16 protein-coding genes and 1 riboswitch are annotated in these 16,949 nt (G+C 69.0%); of the genes, 10 read left to right on the top strand and 6 right to left on the bottom strand.

Annotated elements, in window-relative coordinates; all coding sequences use genetic code 11:
• The first annotated feature begins 88 nt into the window (after positions 1-88).
• The 3 genes from FOH10_RS14840 (at position 89) to FOH10_RS14830 (ending at position 2,300) form a co-directional block, all read left to right on the top strand.
• Positions 89-505 carry a hypothetical protein gene (locus tag FOH10_RS14840; protein WP_143981154.1) on the top strand — a complete coding sequence of 139 codons (417 nt, stop codon included), beginning with the start codon at positions 89-91 and terminating at the stop codon, positions 503-505.
• A gap of 167 nt (positions 506-672) precedes the next feature.
• A complete protein-coding gene (locus FOH10_RS14835; protein WP_143981153.1) occupies positions 673-1,728 on the top strand; it encodes an alpha/beta hydrolase in 1,056 nt (351 codons plus the stop codon).
• 50 nt (positions 1,729-1,778) lie between these two features.
• Positions 1,779-2,300: a hypothetical protein gene (locus FOH10_RS14830; RefSeq protein WP_143981152.1), complete on the top strand. Its 522-nt coding sequence runs from the start codon at positions 1,779-1,781 to the stop codon at positions 2,298-2,300.
• A gap of 465 nt (positions 2,301-2,765) precedes the next feature.
• On the opposite strand, the gene FOH10_RS14825 is transcribed toward FOH10_RS14830, so the two are convergent.
• Complete coding sequence (locus FOH10_RS14825) at positions 2,766-3,995, bottom strand: MFS transporter (protein ID WP_143981151.1); 1,230 nt, start codon at positions 3,993-3,995, stop codon at positions 2,766-2,768.
• Between the two features lie 91 nt (positions 3,996-4,086).
• Between FOH10_RS14825 and FOH10_RS14820 the strand changes: the two genes are divergently transcribed.
• From FOH10_RS14820 to katG, 4 genes are all read left to right on the top strand, one after another.
• The gene (locus tag FOH10_RS14820; protein WP_029928709.1) at positions 4,087-4,686 is read left to right on the top strand and encodes a helix-turn-helix domain-containing protein; all 600 of its coding nucleotides are present in this window, start codon (positions 4,087-4,089) and stop codon (positions 4,684-4,686) included.
• A 57-nt stretch (positions 4,687-4,743) separates the two neighbouring features.
• Complete coding sequence (locus FOH10_RS14815; protein WP_143981150.1) at positions 4,744-5,511, top strand: arginase family protein; 768 nt, start codon at positions 4,744-4,746, stop codon at positions 5,509-5,511.
• 88 nt (positions 5,512-5,599) lie between these two features.
• Positions 5,600-6,004, top strand: coding sequence for a Fur family transcriptional regulator (locus FOH10_RS14810; RefSeq protein WP_303627758.1), 405 nt, complete (start codon positions 5,600-5,602; stop codon positions 6,002-6,004).
• Between the two features lie 35 nt (positions 6,005-6,039).
• Complete coding sequence (gene katG / locus FOH10_RS14805) at positions 6,040-8,244, top strand: catalase/peroxidase HPI (protein WP_186000837.1); 2,205 nt, start codon at positions 6,040-6,042, stop codon at positions 8,242-8,244.
• Positions 8,245-8,310: 66 nt separating this feature from the next.
• Here the strand turns inward: katG and FOH10_RS14800 are convergent, their stop codons facing one another.
• The 3 genes from FOH10_RS14800 to prpD are packed head-to-tail and all read right to left on the bottom strand — an operon-like array spanning position 8,311 to position 11,896.
• Entirely contained in the window at positions 8,311-9,456 is a 1,146-nt protein-coding gene (locus FOH10_RS14800; RefSeq protein ID WP_143984099.1) for a bifunctional 2-methylcitrate synthase/citrate synthase, read from the bottom strand.
• A 23-nt stretch (positions 9,457-9,479) separates the two neighbouring features.
• Positions 9,480-10,394, bottom strand: a complete 915-nt coding sequence (prpB, locus tag FOH10_RS14795; protein WP_143981149.1) for a methylisocitrate lyase — start codon at positions 10,392-10,394, stop codon at positions 9,480-9,482.
• A complete protein-coding gene (gene prpD / locus FOH10_RS14790) occupies positions 10,391-11,896 on the bottom strand; it encodes a 2-methylcitrate dehydratase PrpD (protein ID WP_143984098.1) in 1,506 nt (501 codons plus the stop codon). Before prpD ends, prpB begins: the two co-directional genes overlap by 4 nt.
• Before the next feature lie 154 nt (positions 11,897-12,050).
• Here prpD and FOH10_RS14785 point away from each other — a divergent pair, with 154 nt between their 5' ends.
• Positions 12,051-13,475 (top strand): short-chain fatty acyl-CoA regulator family protein, encoded by a 1,425-nt coding sequence (locus FOH10_RS14785; protein ID WP_143981148.1) that lies wholly within the window; start codon positions 12,051-12,053, stop codon positions 13,473-13,475.
• Between the two features lie 19 nt (positions 13,476-13,494).
• Here FOH10_RS14785 and FOH10_RS14780 read toward each other — a convergent pair whose 3' ends face one another.
• Positions 13,495-14,499 carry a methylenetetrahydrofolate reductase gene (locus FOH10_RS14780; protein WP_143981147.1) on the bottom strand — a complete coding sequence of 335 codons (1,005 nt, stop codon included), beginning with the start codon at positions 14,497-14,499 and terminating at the stop codon, positions 13,495-13,497.
• 155 nt (positions 14,500-14,654) lie between these two features.
• A riboswitch (cobalamin riboswitch) is annotated at positions 14,655-14,847 on the bottom strand.
• 133 nt (positions 14,848-14,980) lie between these two features.
• The gene (locus FOH10_RS14775; RefSeq protein WP_143981146.1) at positions 14,981-15,892 is read right to left on the bottom strand and encodes a M23 family metallopeptidase; all 912 of its coding nucleotides are present in this window, start codon (positions 15,890-15,892) and stop codon (positions 14,981-14,983) included.
• A gap of 257 nt (positions 15,893-16,149) precedes the next feature.
• On the opposite strand from FOH10_RS14775, the gene FOH10_RS34810 reads away from it, so the two are divergent.
• Entirely contained in the window at positions 16,150-16,470 is a 321-nt protein-coding gene (locus FOH10_RS34810; RefSeq protein WP_186000836.1) for a PepSY domain-containing protein, read from the top strand.
• A gap of 79 nt (positions 16,471-16,549) precedes the next feature.
• Entirely contained in the window at positions 16,550-16,927 is a 378-nt protein-coding gene (locus tag FOH10_RS14765) for a hypothetical protein (protein ID WP_029928687.1), read from the top strand.
• The last annotated feature ends 22 nt before the right edge of the window (positions 16,928-16,949 follow it).

Genomic DNA, 16,949 nt, shown 5'->3' with positions numbered 1-16,949 from the left:
CCGGAGCGGCGAACCGAGGGCCAAGGTCCCGTGGCCCGGGGCCCAACGCGACTTCCGATGACCAGGGCCGCCACGCGACCGTCGAACCATGGCATTCACGCAGAACATTCGAGAGACCGCCCTCGAGCAGGCCGCCCTCGTGCTGCTGTCGGGTTTCGTGGCGATCTGGGCCGTGGCGGGCGCTGTCGGCTTGGCGGGCGGCGGAATCGACCTGGGGCAGACCATCGTGCGGCGGCTCCCGTTCGAGAGTCCGGTCTTCGCCGCCCTCGCCCTGGCGCTCGTCGTCGCGGTCCCGATGGCCGTCACCTCCTGGTCCGCCGCGCACGGTGAGCGCCGCGCCCCGACCGTCGCGATCGCCAGCGGCGGCCTGCTGATCGGCTGGATCATCGTGCAGATCGCGGTCATCCGCACCTTCAGCATCCTGCAACCGGTGTGCGTGCTCTTCGGCATCGCCATCGTGATCCTGGGTCTGACCTGGCGTCCCAACCCGGAAGATGATCGTTGAAGGGTTGATGTGACCGACCGCACAGAATTTGCAGCTAATTTATAGCAACATTTCCTGACGGGGTGCCGATACCCTCCTCGAGCACCCGGTGCTCGCGTCCGTCCGGTGCGGGGACCGGTTGTGTGCCTTGTGGTCTCGCGACCGCACGAGGGAAAGGGTCGGCATCCATGCGATTGACTCGCACTGCGTCGAATTCGGTGAGATGGTTCGGTATCGGCTGTCGGAGTGCGGCATTGGCGCTGGTAGCGCTGCTGTCTGCGGGTATCGCCCTGGTGGGCTCGACGGCTACGGCCACGGCGGCGTTCACGCCCGCGGCCTTCGACTTCTGGGTGGATTCACCGAGCATGGGTCCCATCAAGACCCGGGTGCTGCGCGCCGCCGACGGCAATACCAACCGGGTCGTCTACGCGCTCGACGGGATGCGGGCGCGGGAGGACCTCAACGGCTGGGAGATCGAGACCAATGTCGCCGAGGTGCTGGCCAGCTGGAATATCAATGTCGTCATGCCGGTCGGCGGCCAGTCCAGCTTCTACGCCGACTGGAACGCCCCGAGCGAGTTCTTCGGCGTTCCGGCGGGCACCGGCCCCGGCAATACCGGCTCGGGCGTGACCGACACCCTCTCGGGTGGTCCGGGCAAGAGCTACCGTTACGAGTGGGAGACCTTCATCAGCCGCGACCTGCGCTGGGCGCTGCGTGACCGGCTGGGGTTCAACCCGTATCGCAACGGCGTGTTCGGCCTGTCCATGGGCGGCAGCGCCGCGCTCACCCTGGCGGCCTACCATCCCGACCAGTTCAGCTTCGCGGGAGCCTATTCCGGCTACCTGAACATCTCCGCGCCCGGCATGCGGGAGGCCATCCGCCTGGCCATGCTGGACGCGGGCGGCTACAACGTCGACTCCATGGCCCCGCCCTGGGGGCCGCAGTGGCTGCGCATGGATCCGTTCGTCTTCGCGCCCAATCTGATCGCCAACAACACCCGACTGTGGGTCGCCGCCGCGAGCGGTCTCCCCACCGCCGGTGATCCGCCGAGCATCGCCACCGCCAACGGTATGGCGTTGGAGGCGCTGGCACTGGCCAATACGCGCTCCTTCCAGGTGCGCATGGCATCCCTGGGTGGCGGCAATGTCGCCTATTCCTTCCCCGCGTACGGCATTCACGCGTGGAATACCTGGCAGGACGAGGCGTACCGGATGATTCCGGACCTCTCCGCCAATATCGGCTGACGGTACGAGCGGTACTGGTTGTTTGTGCGGCCTCACGGGCAGAAGGCGGGATGACGATGCTGGTAGCGGAAATCGACGCGGTACTGGCGGTGGATTGGCTGCTGCGGGACCTGCCCGCCGCCGCGCTACGCGGAGTCGCGCGGACGGCGGAGGCCGAGCGCATCCACCGACAGGGGCCGGTCACCGCCCGCCGCCTGGCCGGTCGGGACGGGCTCGTCCGCTACGAACGCCGCCTGCGGCGAGCCGCGGACGAACTGGCCGCGGTCGTGGCGGTCCTGGAACCCGCGGACCCGGCCGGGCGACCCGCCTGGGAGCCGGAGGCGCGGGCCTATGCCGAGATCGGCTCGGCCTGTATGGATCTGGCCTATCAGATCGAGTGTCGGCTGCTGTACACCGGGGAGCGTGCGGGCCGATGGGCGGTGCGGCTCGTGCACACCGCCCACCAGCTCGACGCGTACCTGCGCCCCGGCTCGGTGGCCCACCTGGCACGGGAGAGCTATCAGACCCTGTTCGACGAGGCGGTGCTGGCCGGGCGGGGAAGTTTGCTGCCCGGCACCCGCGTGCCCGGCTGATATGGGGTACCGCAAAACGTGTGGGTATGGCGAATTTTGGGCCATCTATGACCGGAAGTGCCACCAATCCATGACATTCGGTGCCAACGCTCGTGTGATGTCTTGCCTACCGGTGTGACAACGCTACGCTTTCAGCGGGTTTCCGATCATGAACCGCGTTTCGCTAACTCTCAGCGTGTCGAGGGTTGGCAGGTTGCCCACCGATCGGCAGACCCACGGGCCGCATGCCCTGGCGGCCCGCGGTCCCGTCCCGCAGCGGGACCGACGCTGTAACGGATACGGGCACCGACGGGAGAACCCAACCGCGAAATTCACCTCCCGTCGGTGCTATCCGAGCTCGACAGCGAGCCAGGGCGAGAACGATCCAGCCCGACAGCGATCCAGCCTGACAGCGATCCGAGCCGGTGTCCGGCCCGGACGCTCCTTGCCCCCGGTGTCGACCTCCCGCGTCGACCCGCGTCGAACTCAGCGCGATTCGTTCGCCCGCGCGAGTTCCGTCGCCGCCCCCTGCCGTGCCCGGTCCAGGCGGATGAGCGGTACGGCCGCCACCGCGAGCGCCGCGCCGATCAGGCAGACCGAGGTCAGTACGGTGCCGCGGGTGAGCGTGAGCGCCGCCAGCACGGGGGTGCAGCTGATGCCGAGCTGAAACGCCGACACGGTGGTGGCGCCCGCCAGGGTCGGCGCATCACCAGCGAGTGCGAAGACTCGGCCGTAGAGGGCGGGATTCAGCACGAGGGCGGCGATCCCCAGCAGGAAGACGACCGGCACCACCACCCACGCCGTCGACATGGCCGCGGCCAACAGCACCGACAGCAGCGCGATTCCGACCGCACCGGTTCCCAGGGCGAGATGCGGCCGTCGATCGGAGATGCGGCCGCCGATGGACAGCCCCACGAACGCCCCGATGCCGAAGAGTGCGAGCACGGCCGGAATCCAGACCTCCGCCATGCCGGTGATGTCGGCGAGCATGGCCGCCAGATAGTTGAACGTGATCATGTACGCCGCGGTGGTCAGAATGGTCACCGACCAGACCACCCAGAGCATGGGCTTGCGCAACGTGGCCAGCTCCCGCGTCACCGCGGCTCCGGTGTGCGGCACGGAAGCCTGTGCGGCAGCCGGTATTCCGAGCAGACACCCGATGATCCCGGCGAGTGTCAGGACCACTACGGCCCAGAATCCGCCGCGCCAGCCGGTGAAATGACTCAGCAGGGTGCCCGCGGGGCCGCCCGCCACCATGGCCACACTGAGTCCGCTCACCACCACCCCGGATGCCCGGGCGGTGCGGTCCGGCGTGACCAGGCCGATCGCGGTCACCGACGCGATGGCGAAGAATCCGGCGTAGGCGATTCCGGCCACCACCCGGGAGGCCAGCAGTACGGTGTAGTCGCCGAACAGGCCCAGGGCGATGGATGCGGCGAAGACGCCCTGGGTCGCCACCAGTGCGGTCCGGCGCGGCCAGCGCAGGCTGAGCACCGCGAACGGCGGTCCGCCGCAGACGACGCCCAGTGCGAACGCGGTAATGAGCATTCCGGCCGAGGACAGGGGGACGTCGAGGTCGGTCGCGACCTCGGGTAGGACTCCGGCCAGCAGGAATTCCGCGCTGCCCATGGCGAACAGGCTGAAGCCCAACAGGTACACCCCGGCGGGCAGCCTGGCGGTCGTGGTTGTCGATGCCGTTGTCGTTGTCGTGTTCATATCGGCTCACCTCCGAGCCGAGCATCGGGCCACGCCCGCGATACCGGCAACGGTTGTTGCCGATTCCGGGACGAATTGGTTGACTGGACCCATGGATGGACAGCCCAGTGTCGGCTCCGTGATCGAGCAGATCCCACCCCGGCTGCGCAGCGCCCGGGAGCAGAAGGGCTACAGCCTGTCCGAGCTCGCCCGGCTCACGGGACTGTCGACCAGTACGCTGTCGCGCCTGGAATCGGGTCAGCGCAAGCCGAGTCTCGAACTGCTGCTGCCGATCACGGTGGCGCTCGGGGTGCCGCTCGACGAGATCGTGGCCGCCCCGCGCATCGTCGACCCGCGCATACCGCAGCAACCCACCAGGAAGGACGGCCGCGTCCTGATCCCGCTGTCGCGGCACCAGGGCGAACCACGCGCCTACAAGATGACCATTCCCGCGCACGACGACACCCCGTACCCGCGCACCCACGACGGCTACGAATGGCTCTACGTGCTGCGCGGCCACCTGCGCGTCCGGCTCGGAGACCACGATTTCGTCATGGGCGTCGGCGAGGCGGCCGAATTCGACTGCCGCATCCCGCACTGGTTCGGTGCGGCCGGGCGCGGCAGCGTGGAGGTGCTCAGTCTCTTCGGCAAACACGGCGAACGCATCCACGTCCGCGCCCGCGCCGCGGGACGGCCGACCGCGTCCGCGTGAGGGCCGCCGACCCCGAAACACATTGCGGACACGGGTTTCCGGGTCTAGCGTCGCTCCATGTCCTCGCCTGTTCTCGTGCCGTTCCATCAAGACGAACCCTTGGCTCCGGACGCCATTCCGATGCCTGGTCCCGGCTATCGGACCGTGGTGCCCGAGCTGCCCGACGGCACCGTCTGGGAGCGTCTGGTCGCCCTGTACCGGGAGGTGGCGGCCACGGTCGCCGCGGTCGAGGGCACGCCGGTGGTGCTGTCGGGGGATTGCACGGTCGCCCTGGGCACGCTGGCGGGCGTGCAGCGGCGCGGAATCGACCCCGCCGTCGTCTGGTTCGACGCGCACGGTGATGTGCACACGCGGGAGTCGTCGACCTCCGGCTATATCGGCGGCATGTCGCTGCGCCTCGCGCTCGGGGCACACGCGGACCTGATGGCCGAACCGCTCGGGCTGCGTCCGGTGGCCGCGGAGCGGACCGTACTGGTCGACGCCCGCGATCTGGATCCCGGTGAGCGGGAGTATCTTTCGACCGCGCCGGTGCGGCATTGCGGGGTCGACACGATCACGCTGCCGGACGGCCCGGTGCTGCTGCACATCGACGTCGACGTGATCACCGCCGAGGAGGTTCCGGGCCTGCTCTATCCGGTGACCGGTGGCCCCACCCGCGATGCCGTGCTCGACGCGGTGCGGCGGGTGATCGCCACCGGTCGGGTCGTCGCCCTGGATATCGCATGCCCGTGGAACCCGGGCGAGTATCCGGAGCGTGCCGACCTGCTCGCCACGCTGACGGGCCTGCTCGATGCCGGCGCGGTCGCGGCGTCGCACGATCGATAGCGGGTTTTCCGGATCCGCCAGAATGCTTGACTCGTTCCAGAGAGCGGACGAGACTCTGGGTGTGCCCACGGCCACGGAGTTCCAGCAGATGCTGCGGGGAGTTTCGCTGCGCGTGACCGCCCCGCGGGTCGCGGTGCTGAGTGCCGTGCACGACCACCCGCACGCCGATACCGATTCCATCATCCGCGCCGTCCGGGACCGCCTGTCGGCGGTATCGCACCAGGCGGTGTACGACTCGCTGCACACGCTGACCGCCGCGGGCCTGATCCGATGCATTCAGCCCTCCGGATCGGTGGCCCGATACGAGACGCGGGTCGGCGACAACCATCACCATGTCGTCTGCCGGAACTGCGGGGCCATCGCCGACGTCGACTGCGCCGTCGGCGCGGCCCCGTGCCTGACCGCGTCCGATGACAGCGGTTTCACCATCGACGAGGCCGAGGTCATCTACTGGGGTCTGTGCCCCGACTGTGCCGCGGCCGCACGCCCCTGATCGCAGCCCGCTCCACTCATTCAGGAAGGAATGTCGTGACATCCGAAACTCACAGCACCAGCGAGAGTGAGAACCCGGCGATCCCGGCCCCGACCCCCAAGACCGACCATCGCCCGCGCACCAACAAGGACTGGTGGCCGGAGCAGATCGATGTCTCGGTGCTGCACGTGCACTCCTCGAAATCCAACCCGCTCGGCGCGGATTTCGACTACGCCGCGGAGTTCCGGAAGCTGGATGTCGAGGCGCTGAAGGCGGATGTGGCCGCGGTGCTGACCGATTCGAAGGACTGGTGGCCCGCCGACTACGGCAACTACGGCGGCCTGTTCATCCGGATGAGCTGGCATGCCGCGGGCACCTACCGTATCGCCGACGGGCGCGGTGGCGGCGGCCAGGGCGCGCAGCGCTTCGCGCCGCTCAACAGCTGGCCCGACAACGCCAACCTGGACAAGGCCCGCCGCCTGCTGTGGCCGGTCAAACAGAAGTACGGCAACAAGATCTCCTGGGCCGACCTGCTGGTGTTCGCGGGCAATGTGGCGCTGGAGTCGATGGGGTTCAAGACCTTCGGCTTCGGTTTCGGCCGCCCCGACGTCTGGGAGCCGGAGGAGATCTTCTGGGGACCGGAGGACACCTGGCTCGGCGACGAGCGCTACAGCGGTGACCGCGAACTCTCCGGTCCGCTCGGAGCCGTCCAGATGGGCCTGATCTACGTGAATCCGGAAGGCCCCAACGGGCAACCGGATCCGGTGGCCGCCGCCCGCGACATCCGCGAGACCTTCGGCCGCATGGCCATGAACGACGAGGAGACCGCCGCGCTGATCGTCGGCGGGCACAGCTTCGGCAAGACCCACGGTGCGGGCGACGCCGCCCTGGTCGGCCCGGAACCCGAGGCCGCCCCGCTGGAACAGCAGGGGCTGGGCTGGAAGAGCGCGCACGGCACCGGAAAGGGCAAGGACGCCATCACCAGTGGGCTCGAGGTGGTGTGGACCTCCACCCCGACCCAGTGGGGCAACGGCTTCCTGCAGAACCTCTACGGCTACGAATGGGAGCTGACCAAGAGCCCCGCCGGGGCCTGGCAGTGGACCGCCAAGGACGGCGCGGGCGCGGGCACCATCCCGGACCCGTTCGGCGGTCCGGGGCGCGCCCCGACCATGCTGACCACCGATCTGTCGCTGCGCGAGGATCCGATCTACCGGGAGATCACCAGCCGCTGGCTGGAGCATCCCGAGGAGTTGGCCGAGGCCTTCGCCAAGGCATGGTACAAGCTGCTGCACCGCGATATGGGTCCGGTCAGCCGCTACCTGGGGCCGTGGGTGCCCGAACCGCAGCTGTGGCAGGATCCGGTGCCCGCGGTCGACCACGAACTGGTCGACGATCAGGACGTGACGGCGCTGAAGGCCAAGGTCCTCGACTCCGGCCTGTCGGTGACGCAGCTGGTCAAGACCGCGTGGGCGTCGGCGGCGAGCTTCCGCAGCACCGACAAGCGCGGCGGCGCGAACGGCGGCCGCATCCGGCTCGAGCCGCAAAAGAACTGGGAGGTCAACGAACCCGCCGAACTGGCGAAGGTGCTGCCCGTGCTGGAACGCATCCAGGCGGAGTTCAACGGCTCCGCCGCGGGCGGCAAGAAGATCTCCCTCGCCGATCTGATCGTGCTCGCCGGATCGGCGGCCGTCGAGAAGGCCGCCAAGGACGCCGGGCACGAGGTGACCGTGCCGTTCCGGCCCGGCCGCACGGACGCCACCCAGGAGAACACGGATGTGGAGTCGTTCGCGGTACTGGAACCGCGCGCCGACGGCTTCCGCAACTACGTGCGCTCCGGGGAGAAGGCCCCGCTGGAACGGTTGCTGCTGGACCGGGCCTACATGCTCGACGTGACGGCTCCGCAGCTGACGGTGCTGATCGGTGGCATGCGCGCGCTCGGCGCGAACCACGGCGGCTCCGAGCACGGCGTCTTCACCGACCGTCCGGGCACGCTGACGAACGACTTCTTCGTCAACCTGCTCGACGACAACACCGAGTGGAAGCCGTCGGAATCCGCGGAGAACGTGTACGAGGGCGTCGACCGCGCCTCCGGCAAGACCCGCTGGACCGCCACCGCCAACGACCTGCTCTTCGGTTCGCATTCGGTGCTGCGCGCCGTGGCCGAGGTGTACGCCCAGCAGGACGCGGGCCGCAAGTTCGTCGACGACTTCGTCAGCGCCTGGGTGGGCGTCATGGAGAACGACCGCTTCGACCTCGCCTGAGGTAGCCGCGTCGCGGCGTGACGACCGGGCCGGTTCCGCGCGGGACCGGCCCGGCATCGCGTCCGCTCAGGCCACGACCGAACGCGGTGGCACACCGACGTATTCGCTCAGGGGCCGGATCAACGCATTCGATTCACCCTGCTCGACGATGTGGGCGGTCCAGCCGGTGATGCGGCTCATGACGAAGATCGGCGTGAACATCTCGATATCGAAGCCGAGCAGGTAATAGGCCGGGCCGGTGGGGAAGTCCAGATTCGGGGCGATCCCGGTGGCCTCGCGCATGGTGCTCTCCAGGATCTCGTACATCCGCACCCACGGCTGTCCGTCGGTGGCGGCGGCGATATCCAGGAACGCGCGCTTCATGGTCGGCACCCGGGAGTCGCCGTTCTTGTACACCCGGTGGCCGAATCCCATGACCTTCTCACCGCAGGACAGCTTGTCGCGCAGCCACTGTGCGGCCAGATCGGGGTCGCCGATCTCGAGCATGTGGTGCATGACGGCCTCGTTCGCGCCGCCGTGCAGCGGTCCCTTGAGCGCGCCGATGGCGGCGGTGACCGCGCTGTAGATATCGGAGAGCGTGGAGGTGACCACGCGGGCGGCGAAGGTGGAGGCGTTGAAGCTGTGCTCGGCGTACAGGATCAGCGAGACCTCGAACGACCGCACCAATTCCGGAGCGGGAACCTTCCCGAAACACATGGTCAGGAAGTTCTCGGCGAAGCCCAGCTGCGAGTGTGGCGCAATGGGATCCAGGCCGTGCCGTTTGCGGTGGTCGGCGGCCACGATGGTGGGCAGCACCGCCATCATGCGCACTGCCTTGGCGCGGTTGGCCTGCGGCGAATTGTCGTCTTCCAGGGGATCTTCCGCGCCCAGATAGCTGATCGCGGTGCGCACCACATCCATCGGGTGGCAGTTGTCGGGCATCTTCGCGATGAGCGACAGCAGTGAGCGGTCCGCCCGGCGCGAGGCGCGCTCCTGCTGGCAGAACCGCGCGTACTGCGCGTCGCTCGGCAGTTCGCCGTACCAGAGCAGGTAGGCGACCTGTTCGAAGGTGCAGTGGGCCGCCAGGTCCTGCACGGCGTAGCCGCGATAGGTCAGCGAGTTGGTCTCGGGCACCACCTTGGATATCGCGGTGGTGTCGACGACGACCCCCGCGAGCCCCTTGTAGATGGTCGGAATGGCCGGCCCACCCGTCGCCCGACCACGGCCCGTCATGAAATCGCCGTGCGATGCGGTGTTCATTGATTCCTTCCCAGGGTGAAAGTGAAGATCTCGGAATCGAATTCGTTGTATCGCTCGTACCGCAGCAGCTCGTAGAGGCGGCTGCGATGCTGCATCCGGTCCAGCAGCCCGGATTGGGTGCCCTGCTCGAAGATCTCCCGCAGCCCGGCCTCCGCGGCGTACATCGCCAGGCGCAGCGTCGACACCGGATAGATGACGGCGTTGTAGCCGATCGACTCCAGCACCTCGGCGGTCAGCAGTTCGGACTTGCCGAACTCGGTCATATTGGCCAGCAGGGGAATCGACACCGCGGTGCGGAACTTCTCGAAATCGGCGGCGGTGTGCAGTGCCTCGGTGAAGATCAGGTCCGCGCCCGCGTCGGCATAGGCTCGGGCCCGTTCGACCGCGGCGTCGATACCCTCGATTCCGGCGGCGTCGGTGCGGGCGCAGATCACGAAATTCGGGTCACGCCTGGCCGATACGGCCGCTCGCAGCCGCCGGACCATCTCTTCGGTCGGTACCACGGCCTTGCCGTCCAGATGACCGCAGCGCTTGGGGTTGACCTGATCCTCGAGATGCAGGCCCGCGAGTCCGGCGTCCTCCATGACGGTGACGGTGCGGGCGGCGCTCATGGGCTCGCCGAAACCGGTGTCGGCGTCGATGAGCACCGGCAGGTCGGTCACCCGCGCGATCTGCTGACCGCGTCCCGCCACCTCGGTGAGGGTGGTCAGACCGATATCGGGCAGGGCCAGATCCGCCGAGAGCACCGCCCCGGAGACGTACACGCCTTCGAAGCCGATCTCCTGAATCAGCCTGGCCACCAACGGGTTGAAGGCTCCCGGGAACCGCTGGATCCGCCCGGAGGCGAGTCCGGCCCGGAAGGCGGCGCGCTTGTCGGCGGCGGAGGTGGCGGCGGCGAACAGACCCGTCATCGGAACAGCCCCCGCGACGACCGGGGTGCGCGGGCGAGCACATCCGTGGATACGGAGAAGGTGAGTTCGGGCAGCTCGGCGGGCGACAATTCGCCCGCGCGCTGGGCCACCTCGAGGAAGCGGTCCTGCTCGGCCGGTTCGATCACGCCCTCGGCGAGGGTACGGAACTTGGCGATGTACTGGGCGCGGGCGAAGGGGCGCGCACCCAGCGGATGCGCGTCGGCGACGGCCAACTCGTCGGTGATGACCTCGCCGCTCTTCAGGGTCACCTCGGCACGTGCGCCGAACGCCTTCTCGTTCGGATCGGTGGAGTGATAGCGGCGCGTCCACTCCGGATCCTCGGCGGTCGATATCTTGCGCCACAGCTCGACGGTGTCGGGCCGCTGGGCACGCTCGGGTGCGTAGGAGCGCTCGTGGTGCCAGGCGCCGTCCTGCAGGGCGACCGCGAAGATGTACATGATCGAGTGGTCCAGGGTCTCGCGCGACGCCCGGGGGTCGAACTTCTGCGGGTCGCGCGAACCGGTGCCGATCACGTAGTGGGTGTGGTGGCTGGTGTGCAGCACGATCGACGCGATCCGATCGAGGTCGCCGATCCGCTCGCGCAGGCGGAACGCCAGGTCGATCGGGGCCTGGCTCTGGTACTCGGCGGAATGCTCCTTGGTGTAGGTGTCGAGAATGCCGTGCTTGGGCTCACCCGGGCCGGGCAGCGGCACGCTGTACTCGGCCTTCGGGCCGCCCAGCAGCCAGGCGATCACACCGTCCTCACCCTCCCAGATCGGGGACGGCGCACCCTCGCCGCGCATGGCGCGGTCCACGGCCTCCACGGCCATCTTCCCGGCGAAGGCCGGGGCGTACGCCTTCCAACTGGAGATCTCGCCCTTGCGGGACTGGCGGGTGGCGGTGGTGGTGTGCAGCGCCTGGCCGATGGCCTGGTAGATGGTCTCGGTGTCGAGTCCGAGCAGGGTGCCGATACCGGCGGCGGCGGACGGACCGAGGTGGGCGACGTGGTCGATCTTGTGCTCGTGCAGGCAGATGGCGCGCACCAGATCGACCTGGATCTCGTAACCCGTTGCCAGACCGCGGATCAGGTCGCGGCCGGAGCGGCCCGCGTGCTGCGCCACCGCGAGGATCGCCGGGATGTTGTCACCCGGATGCGAGTACTCCGCGGCCAGGAAGGTGTCGTGGAAGTCGAGTTCGCGCACCGCCACCCCATTGGCCCAGGCCGCCCACTCCGGGGAGAAGCGGCCGTCGACACCGAAGACGGTCGCACCGGGCTGGTAGGGGTGTGCCAGCGCCTGGGCGCGGGCATTGGCGACGGGGCGGCGGGTGAGCGCGGCCGCGGCCACGGCGGCATTGTCGATGATCCGGTTGACGATCATCTCCTCCGTCTCCGGGGCGACCTCCACGGCGTCGGTGGCCACCTCGGCGATCCGCCATGCGAGATGCTCCTCCCGGGGGAAGCTCTCCGCGGAGCGGTGGGTGCGGACGAGATGGTTCTTCACGGTCGGGGCCTCCCAGGCATCGAGGTTCATCGGGATATTTCGCACGCTATACAGACAGTGCGGACATGGAAATCCCCCGCAAATGCCTACTTTTGTGTCAGCGCGGCGGTGAAAGTGTGAAAGTTGTGTAAGGCCAGATTGTTAGATTGAGGGCATGCAGAAGATGTATGCGGGCGCGCGACTGCGCACGCTCCGGGAACAGCGGGGGCTTTCCCAGTCGGCGCTGGCCAAGGCCCTGGAGCTATCCGTGAGCTACATCAATCAGCTCGAGCACGATCAACGACCGCTGACCGTGCCGGTGCTGCTGCGCCTGAACTCCCGCTTCGATCTGGATATGGGCTTCTTCGCCGCCGACACCGACGCCCGGCTCATCGCCGACCTCCAGGACGTCTTCGCCGAGGACCCCGACGGCGCCGCCATCACCACCGCCGAGATGGACGATCTGGTGGCCCGGGTGCCGGCGGCGGCGCGTCTGCTCGTCTCCCTGCATCGTCGCCTGCGCGGGGCCACCGAGCAGATGGAGCGCTTCTCCGCCGAGATCGACGGCGGCCGGGGCGACTCCGCCACGGCCATGCCCTACGAGGATGTGCGCGACTACTTCTACGACCGGCGCAATCACATCCCCGCACTCGACGCCGCGGCCGAGGAATTGTTCACGCGCAACGGTTTCCAGCCGGGCGGGCTCGACCTGCAACTGACCCGCCTGTTGCGAGCGGAGTTCGGCATCACGGTGGCGATCCGCACCGATGATCCGAATCATCCCGGACCCAAACGGGTGTACGACCCGAACGACCGCGTGCTGACCCTGGCGCGTCGGCTCTCGACCGGGCAGCGTGCCTTCCAACTGGCCACGCAGTTGGCCTTCCTCACCCAGGGCGCGGTCATCGCCGACCTCATCGACGAGGCCGACGCCATGCCGGAGCAGTCGCGGGGACTGCTGCGGATCGGCCTGGCCAACTACTTCGCCGGTGCGCTCATCCTGCCCTACACCCGGTTCTGGACGGCCGCCGAAGCGTTGCGCTACGACATCGAACTGCTGGCAGCCCAATTCGAGGTCGGCTTCGAGACCGTCTGCCACCGGCTGTCCACCCTGCAGCGGCCCGGCAAGCGTGGGGTGCCGTTCTTCTTCGTCCGCACCGACCGCGCCGGGAACATCTCGAAACGCCAGTCCGCCACCGCATTCCATTTCTCCCGGGTGGGTGGCAGCTGTCCGCTGTGGGTGGTGCACGAGGCGTTCGCCACCCCGGGCAGCATCCGCACCCAGATCGCGCGGATGCCCGACGGCCGCAACTACCTGTGGCTGGCCCGCACCACCGACGAGAAGACGCCCGGATACCTCTCCGCGAAAAGGGATTTCGCCATCGGGCTGGGCTGCGATCTGGCGTACGCGGACAAGCTCGTCTACTCCCACGCGCTGCCGGTGGACGATCCGAGCGCGGCCGTGCCGATCGGCGCGGGCTGCAAGGTCTGCGAGCGCACCGACTGCGCCCAGCGCGCCTTCCCGCAGTTGGGCCGCCCGATCCGGGTGGACGACAACAGCTCGCAGCACATTCCGTACGTGCCGTCCACCGCCGGGTGATCAGCGGACCGGTGGACGATCAGGCGCTCAGTGGGGCGGCGGTGACCTCGTAGCCCAGATTCGTCAGCACCTCGGTGGTGGCCTTGGCGAAGTTGAGGGTGATGAAGTGCAGGCAGGGTGCGCCCTCGTCGATGAGGCGCTGCGCCATCTCGGTGGCGATCTCGATGCCGACCCTGCGGACGGCGGCGCGGTTCTCCTCGGGGCCGTCGCCCGCGGCCCGGCGCAGCCGGTCCAGGACGGCCGCGGGCAGCGCGCGGCCACTGAGTTCCTCGGCGCGCGCGACGGTGCGCATGGAGGTGATCGGCATCAGCTCCGGAATGATCGGCTTCGCGCCCTGTATGGGATCGGCCGCCAGCACCCGATCCCGCAGGCGCAGATAGTGTTCGACGTCGAAGAACATCTGAGTGATCGAGTAATCCGCGCCCGCACGCAGTTTCGCGGCCAGGAAGGCGGTGTCGGTGTCCAGGTCGGGGGAGCGGTGGTGCCCCTGCGGGAAGGATGCGACGCCGACGTGGAAGTCACCGAGATCGCGCACGATGCGCACCAACTCCTCGGCGTACTCGACGCCGTCGGGATGGCGGTGCCACGCGCCGAGCGGGTCGCCGGGCGGATCTCCGCGCAGCACCAGGATATTGCGGATTCCGCAATCGGCGTACGAGCCGACCAGCGCGCGCAGTTCGGCGACGCTGTGGCCGACCGCGGTCAGGTGCGCCACCGGCAGCAGGGTGGTCTGCTGGGCCAACTGGCCGGTGATGCGCGCGGTGCGGTCCTTGGTGGAGCCACCGGCACCGTAGGTCATCGACACGAAAGCCGGGTGCATCCGCTCGAATTCGCGCACCGCCCGCCACAGCCGGGCCTCGCCAGCGGCGTCGCGGGGCGGATTGAACTCGACGGAGAAGGGCACCCGCGGTCCGGCGGCGTGTCGCCGCAGACTCTGCACGACCGAGGGAACGCCGGACGCGGTCGGCGATATCCGGGCCGGACGCCCCACGCCCGAGAGCCCCGATTCGGAGGGAGAATACATAGTCGCCTCGTGAAGTAGACAGCCGATGGCCGTCACCCACACCGAACGCACGCCAGCGGAGCCCCTGCAACATCATCCCGTGCCCGGGTCCCACTCGGCGTAGCGCCCGATCCACGAGGCGACGGCCGCCGGATACGGCGTACCCGGCACAACCGGCAGGTCTTCGGACTCGTGGGCACCGACCCCACCCGGGTCGACCCCGACGTCGGAATCCGGGGCTGGTCCTACCGGCCGTCGCTTCCCGGACTCGCGCCCAGTGCCCATGACGACCGTCGTTCCCACTCACCGCTGCGGGACAGTCCCGGACTCCCACCGGGTTCCCTCTTCACCTCGGTCCGTGCGAAACACGTCCCGGGCTCGACGCCATCGGGCGGATAAGGGGCTCCTCGACTCCGCCTCCGGCGAACCAGCTGCGACCGTGAATATAGCGCACTTCCGCAGGTGGAACCGCGTGGGCCGGATGGAATCGCGCGGAGGCGCGTCAGTGCGCGCCCCAGTGCTGTTCCATGAGCACGCCCTTGGCGGCCAGCCAGGAGACCGGGTCGATCTTGTTGCCGTGCTGGTCCCAGATCTCCAGGTGCAGGTGGGGGCCGGTGGACTGGCCGCGGTTGCCGACGGTGGCGATCACGTCGCCCGCGTTCACCCGCTGGCCCTCGGCAACGTAGATGTCGTTGACGTGGCCGTAGACGGCGGTGGTGCCGTCGTCCTGGAGCACGCGCACCCAGAGTCCGAAGCCGTCGGCCGGTCCGGCCTCCACGACGGTGCCGCCCAGCGCCGAGTGGATCGGTGTCCCCAGTGCGTCGGCGATATCGACGCCGTAGTGGAACGCGCCCCAGCGGCTGCCGAATCCGGAGCTGATCTGGCCGCCCACCGGCAGGACGGCGGGAGCGGCGATGAACGGCGCGGGTGCGGGCGCGGCGGGGGCGAACTGCTGCTGGAGCTGTTTGATGGTCTGCTCGGCCTGCGCCAGCGGTGCGGCGATCTCGGCCGGGAGCCCGGCCAGGCCGAAGGGCGCGGCCGGCGGCGCCGGAGCGGGTTGCGCGGGCGGGGCGATCTCTCTCGGGGTGGGCGGCATCTGGTTCGTCACCGCGGCGACGGTGGCGTCCACCGCGGCCTGTAGCAGCTCGGGTGCGGACTGGATGTCCAGCGGCACCGGATCTGCGACCGGATCGGCCTCGTCGACGGGCGTCGGAGGAGCGGCGACCGCGGCGGCCGGAGCCAGCTGGGCGACCGTGGTGAGCAGCGCTCCCGCCGCCACCGCCACACCCGCGACGGCCCTGACATATCCGCCCGAACCGGGGTCGGCGCGATGACTGGTGGATGTTCCGCCCTCGACCGCACCGAGCAGGTCCTGGACGGAAAGGGAACCGGAGGTCTCTCGATGCAGCGACACAGCACGTCCTCGGTAGATCAGCGACAGCGCCCGAACTCCGGAGTCACCGACGCTGGCGGTCCGGTGTGGGAACGTGTCGAAAACTGTACCCACGCGTGACCGTTCTGTCGCCGTTTCTCGATGTTTCCCTCCACGATGCTTCCGCCGAACCTCCGCGCATGAACCGCCGCGACGGTGGTAGTTCCGTCCGCGAGGGCGCGAGAGATCGATCCCGCCGCGCCTGCGAAATCCCGGATAACGAGCAAAGGAGCATCATCATGACGGTCACGATTCCTCGCGCCGCCGACGGCCTGCGCCGATTCTCGTTCGGCGTGGTGCTCGCCGCCGCCGCGCTCGGCGCGGCAGCCGCACCCGCCGCCGCGGTGCCCGCGGTGCAGCCCGCGGTCAGCGATCAGGAGGCGCTGCGGGCCGCCCAGGACGCGCTGATGGGCGCGACCGTGCAGTCCATCGAACTGGAGATGGCCGACGGAACGCCGACGTGGGAGGTCGACGTGGCGACCCGCACCGGCGCCGAATACGAGGTGCAGATCGACGCGACCACCGGCATGGTGGTGTCGGTGGAGGAGAGCACCGACTGACCCGTGCCGCCCGCGCGCCGGGACACGCGCACCTTGCGGTGACAGGCATTTCGCGCGCATCGGTGAGACCGTGCCCGGCATGACGTGCTATCCGACCGAGACGCAGACGATTTCGCTCACGATGGAGGTCGCCGACGCGATCTCCGCGGCGGTGAACGCGCGTGCGGTGGCCGAGACCGGCGTGGAACTCCCTCCGCTGGTGTGGGTTTGGCACCAGGGCGTGTATTCGCTGCCCTGCGCCGAACAGCAGGAGGTGGAGTTCCGCGGCCGGGTCGCGCCGCGCGATCAACCCGAATCGACCGAGCGGCACCTGCGCGAGTGGGCCGCCGCGCTGCGCCTCACCGAATCCACCACCAGTGTCGAGCGCACCCATGGCCGCCGCACGTACACGGGTGTCCTGGCGGGCTCGCGCATTCGGATCACCGGCCGCGTCGAGGCCACCCGCTCGGCGGCCTGAGAAACATCGCACACCGAATTCC

Source organism: Nocardia otitidiscaviarum (assembly GCF_007362295.1).
Lineage (GTDB): Bacteria > Actinomycetota > Actinomycetes > Mycobacteriales > Mycobacteriaceae > Nocardia > Nocardia otitidiscaviarum.
Note: the sequence above shows the minus strand (reverse complement) of the source record. Positions and strands in the feature narration are given on the sequence as shown.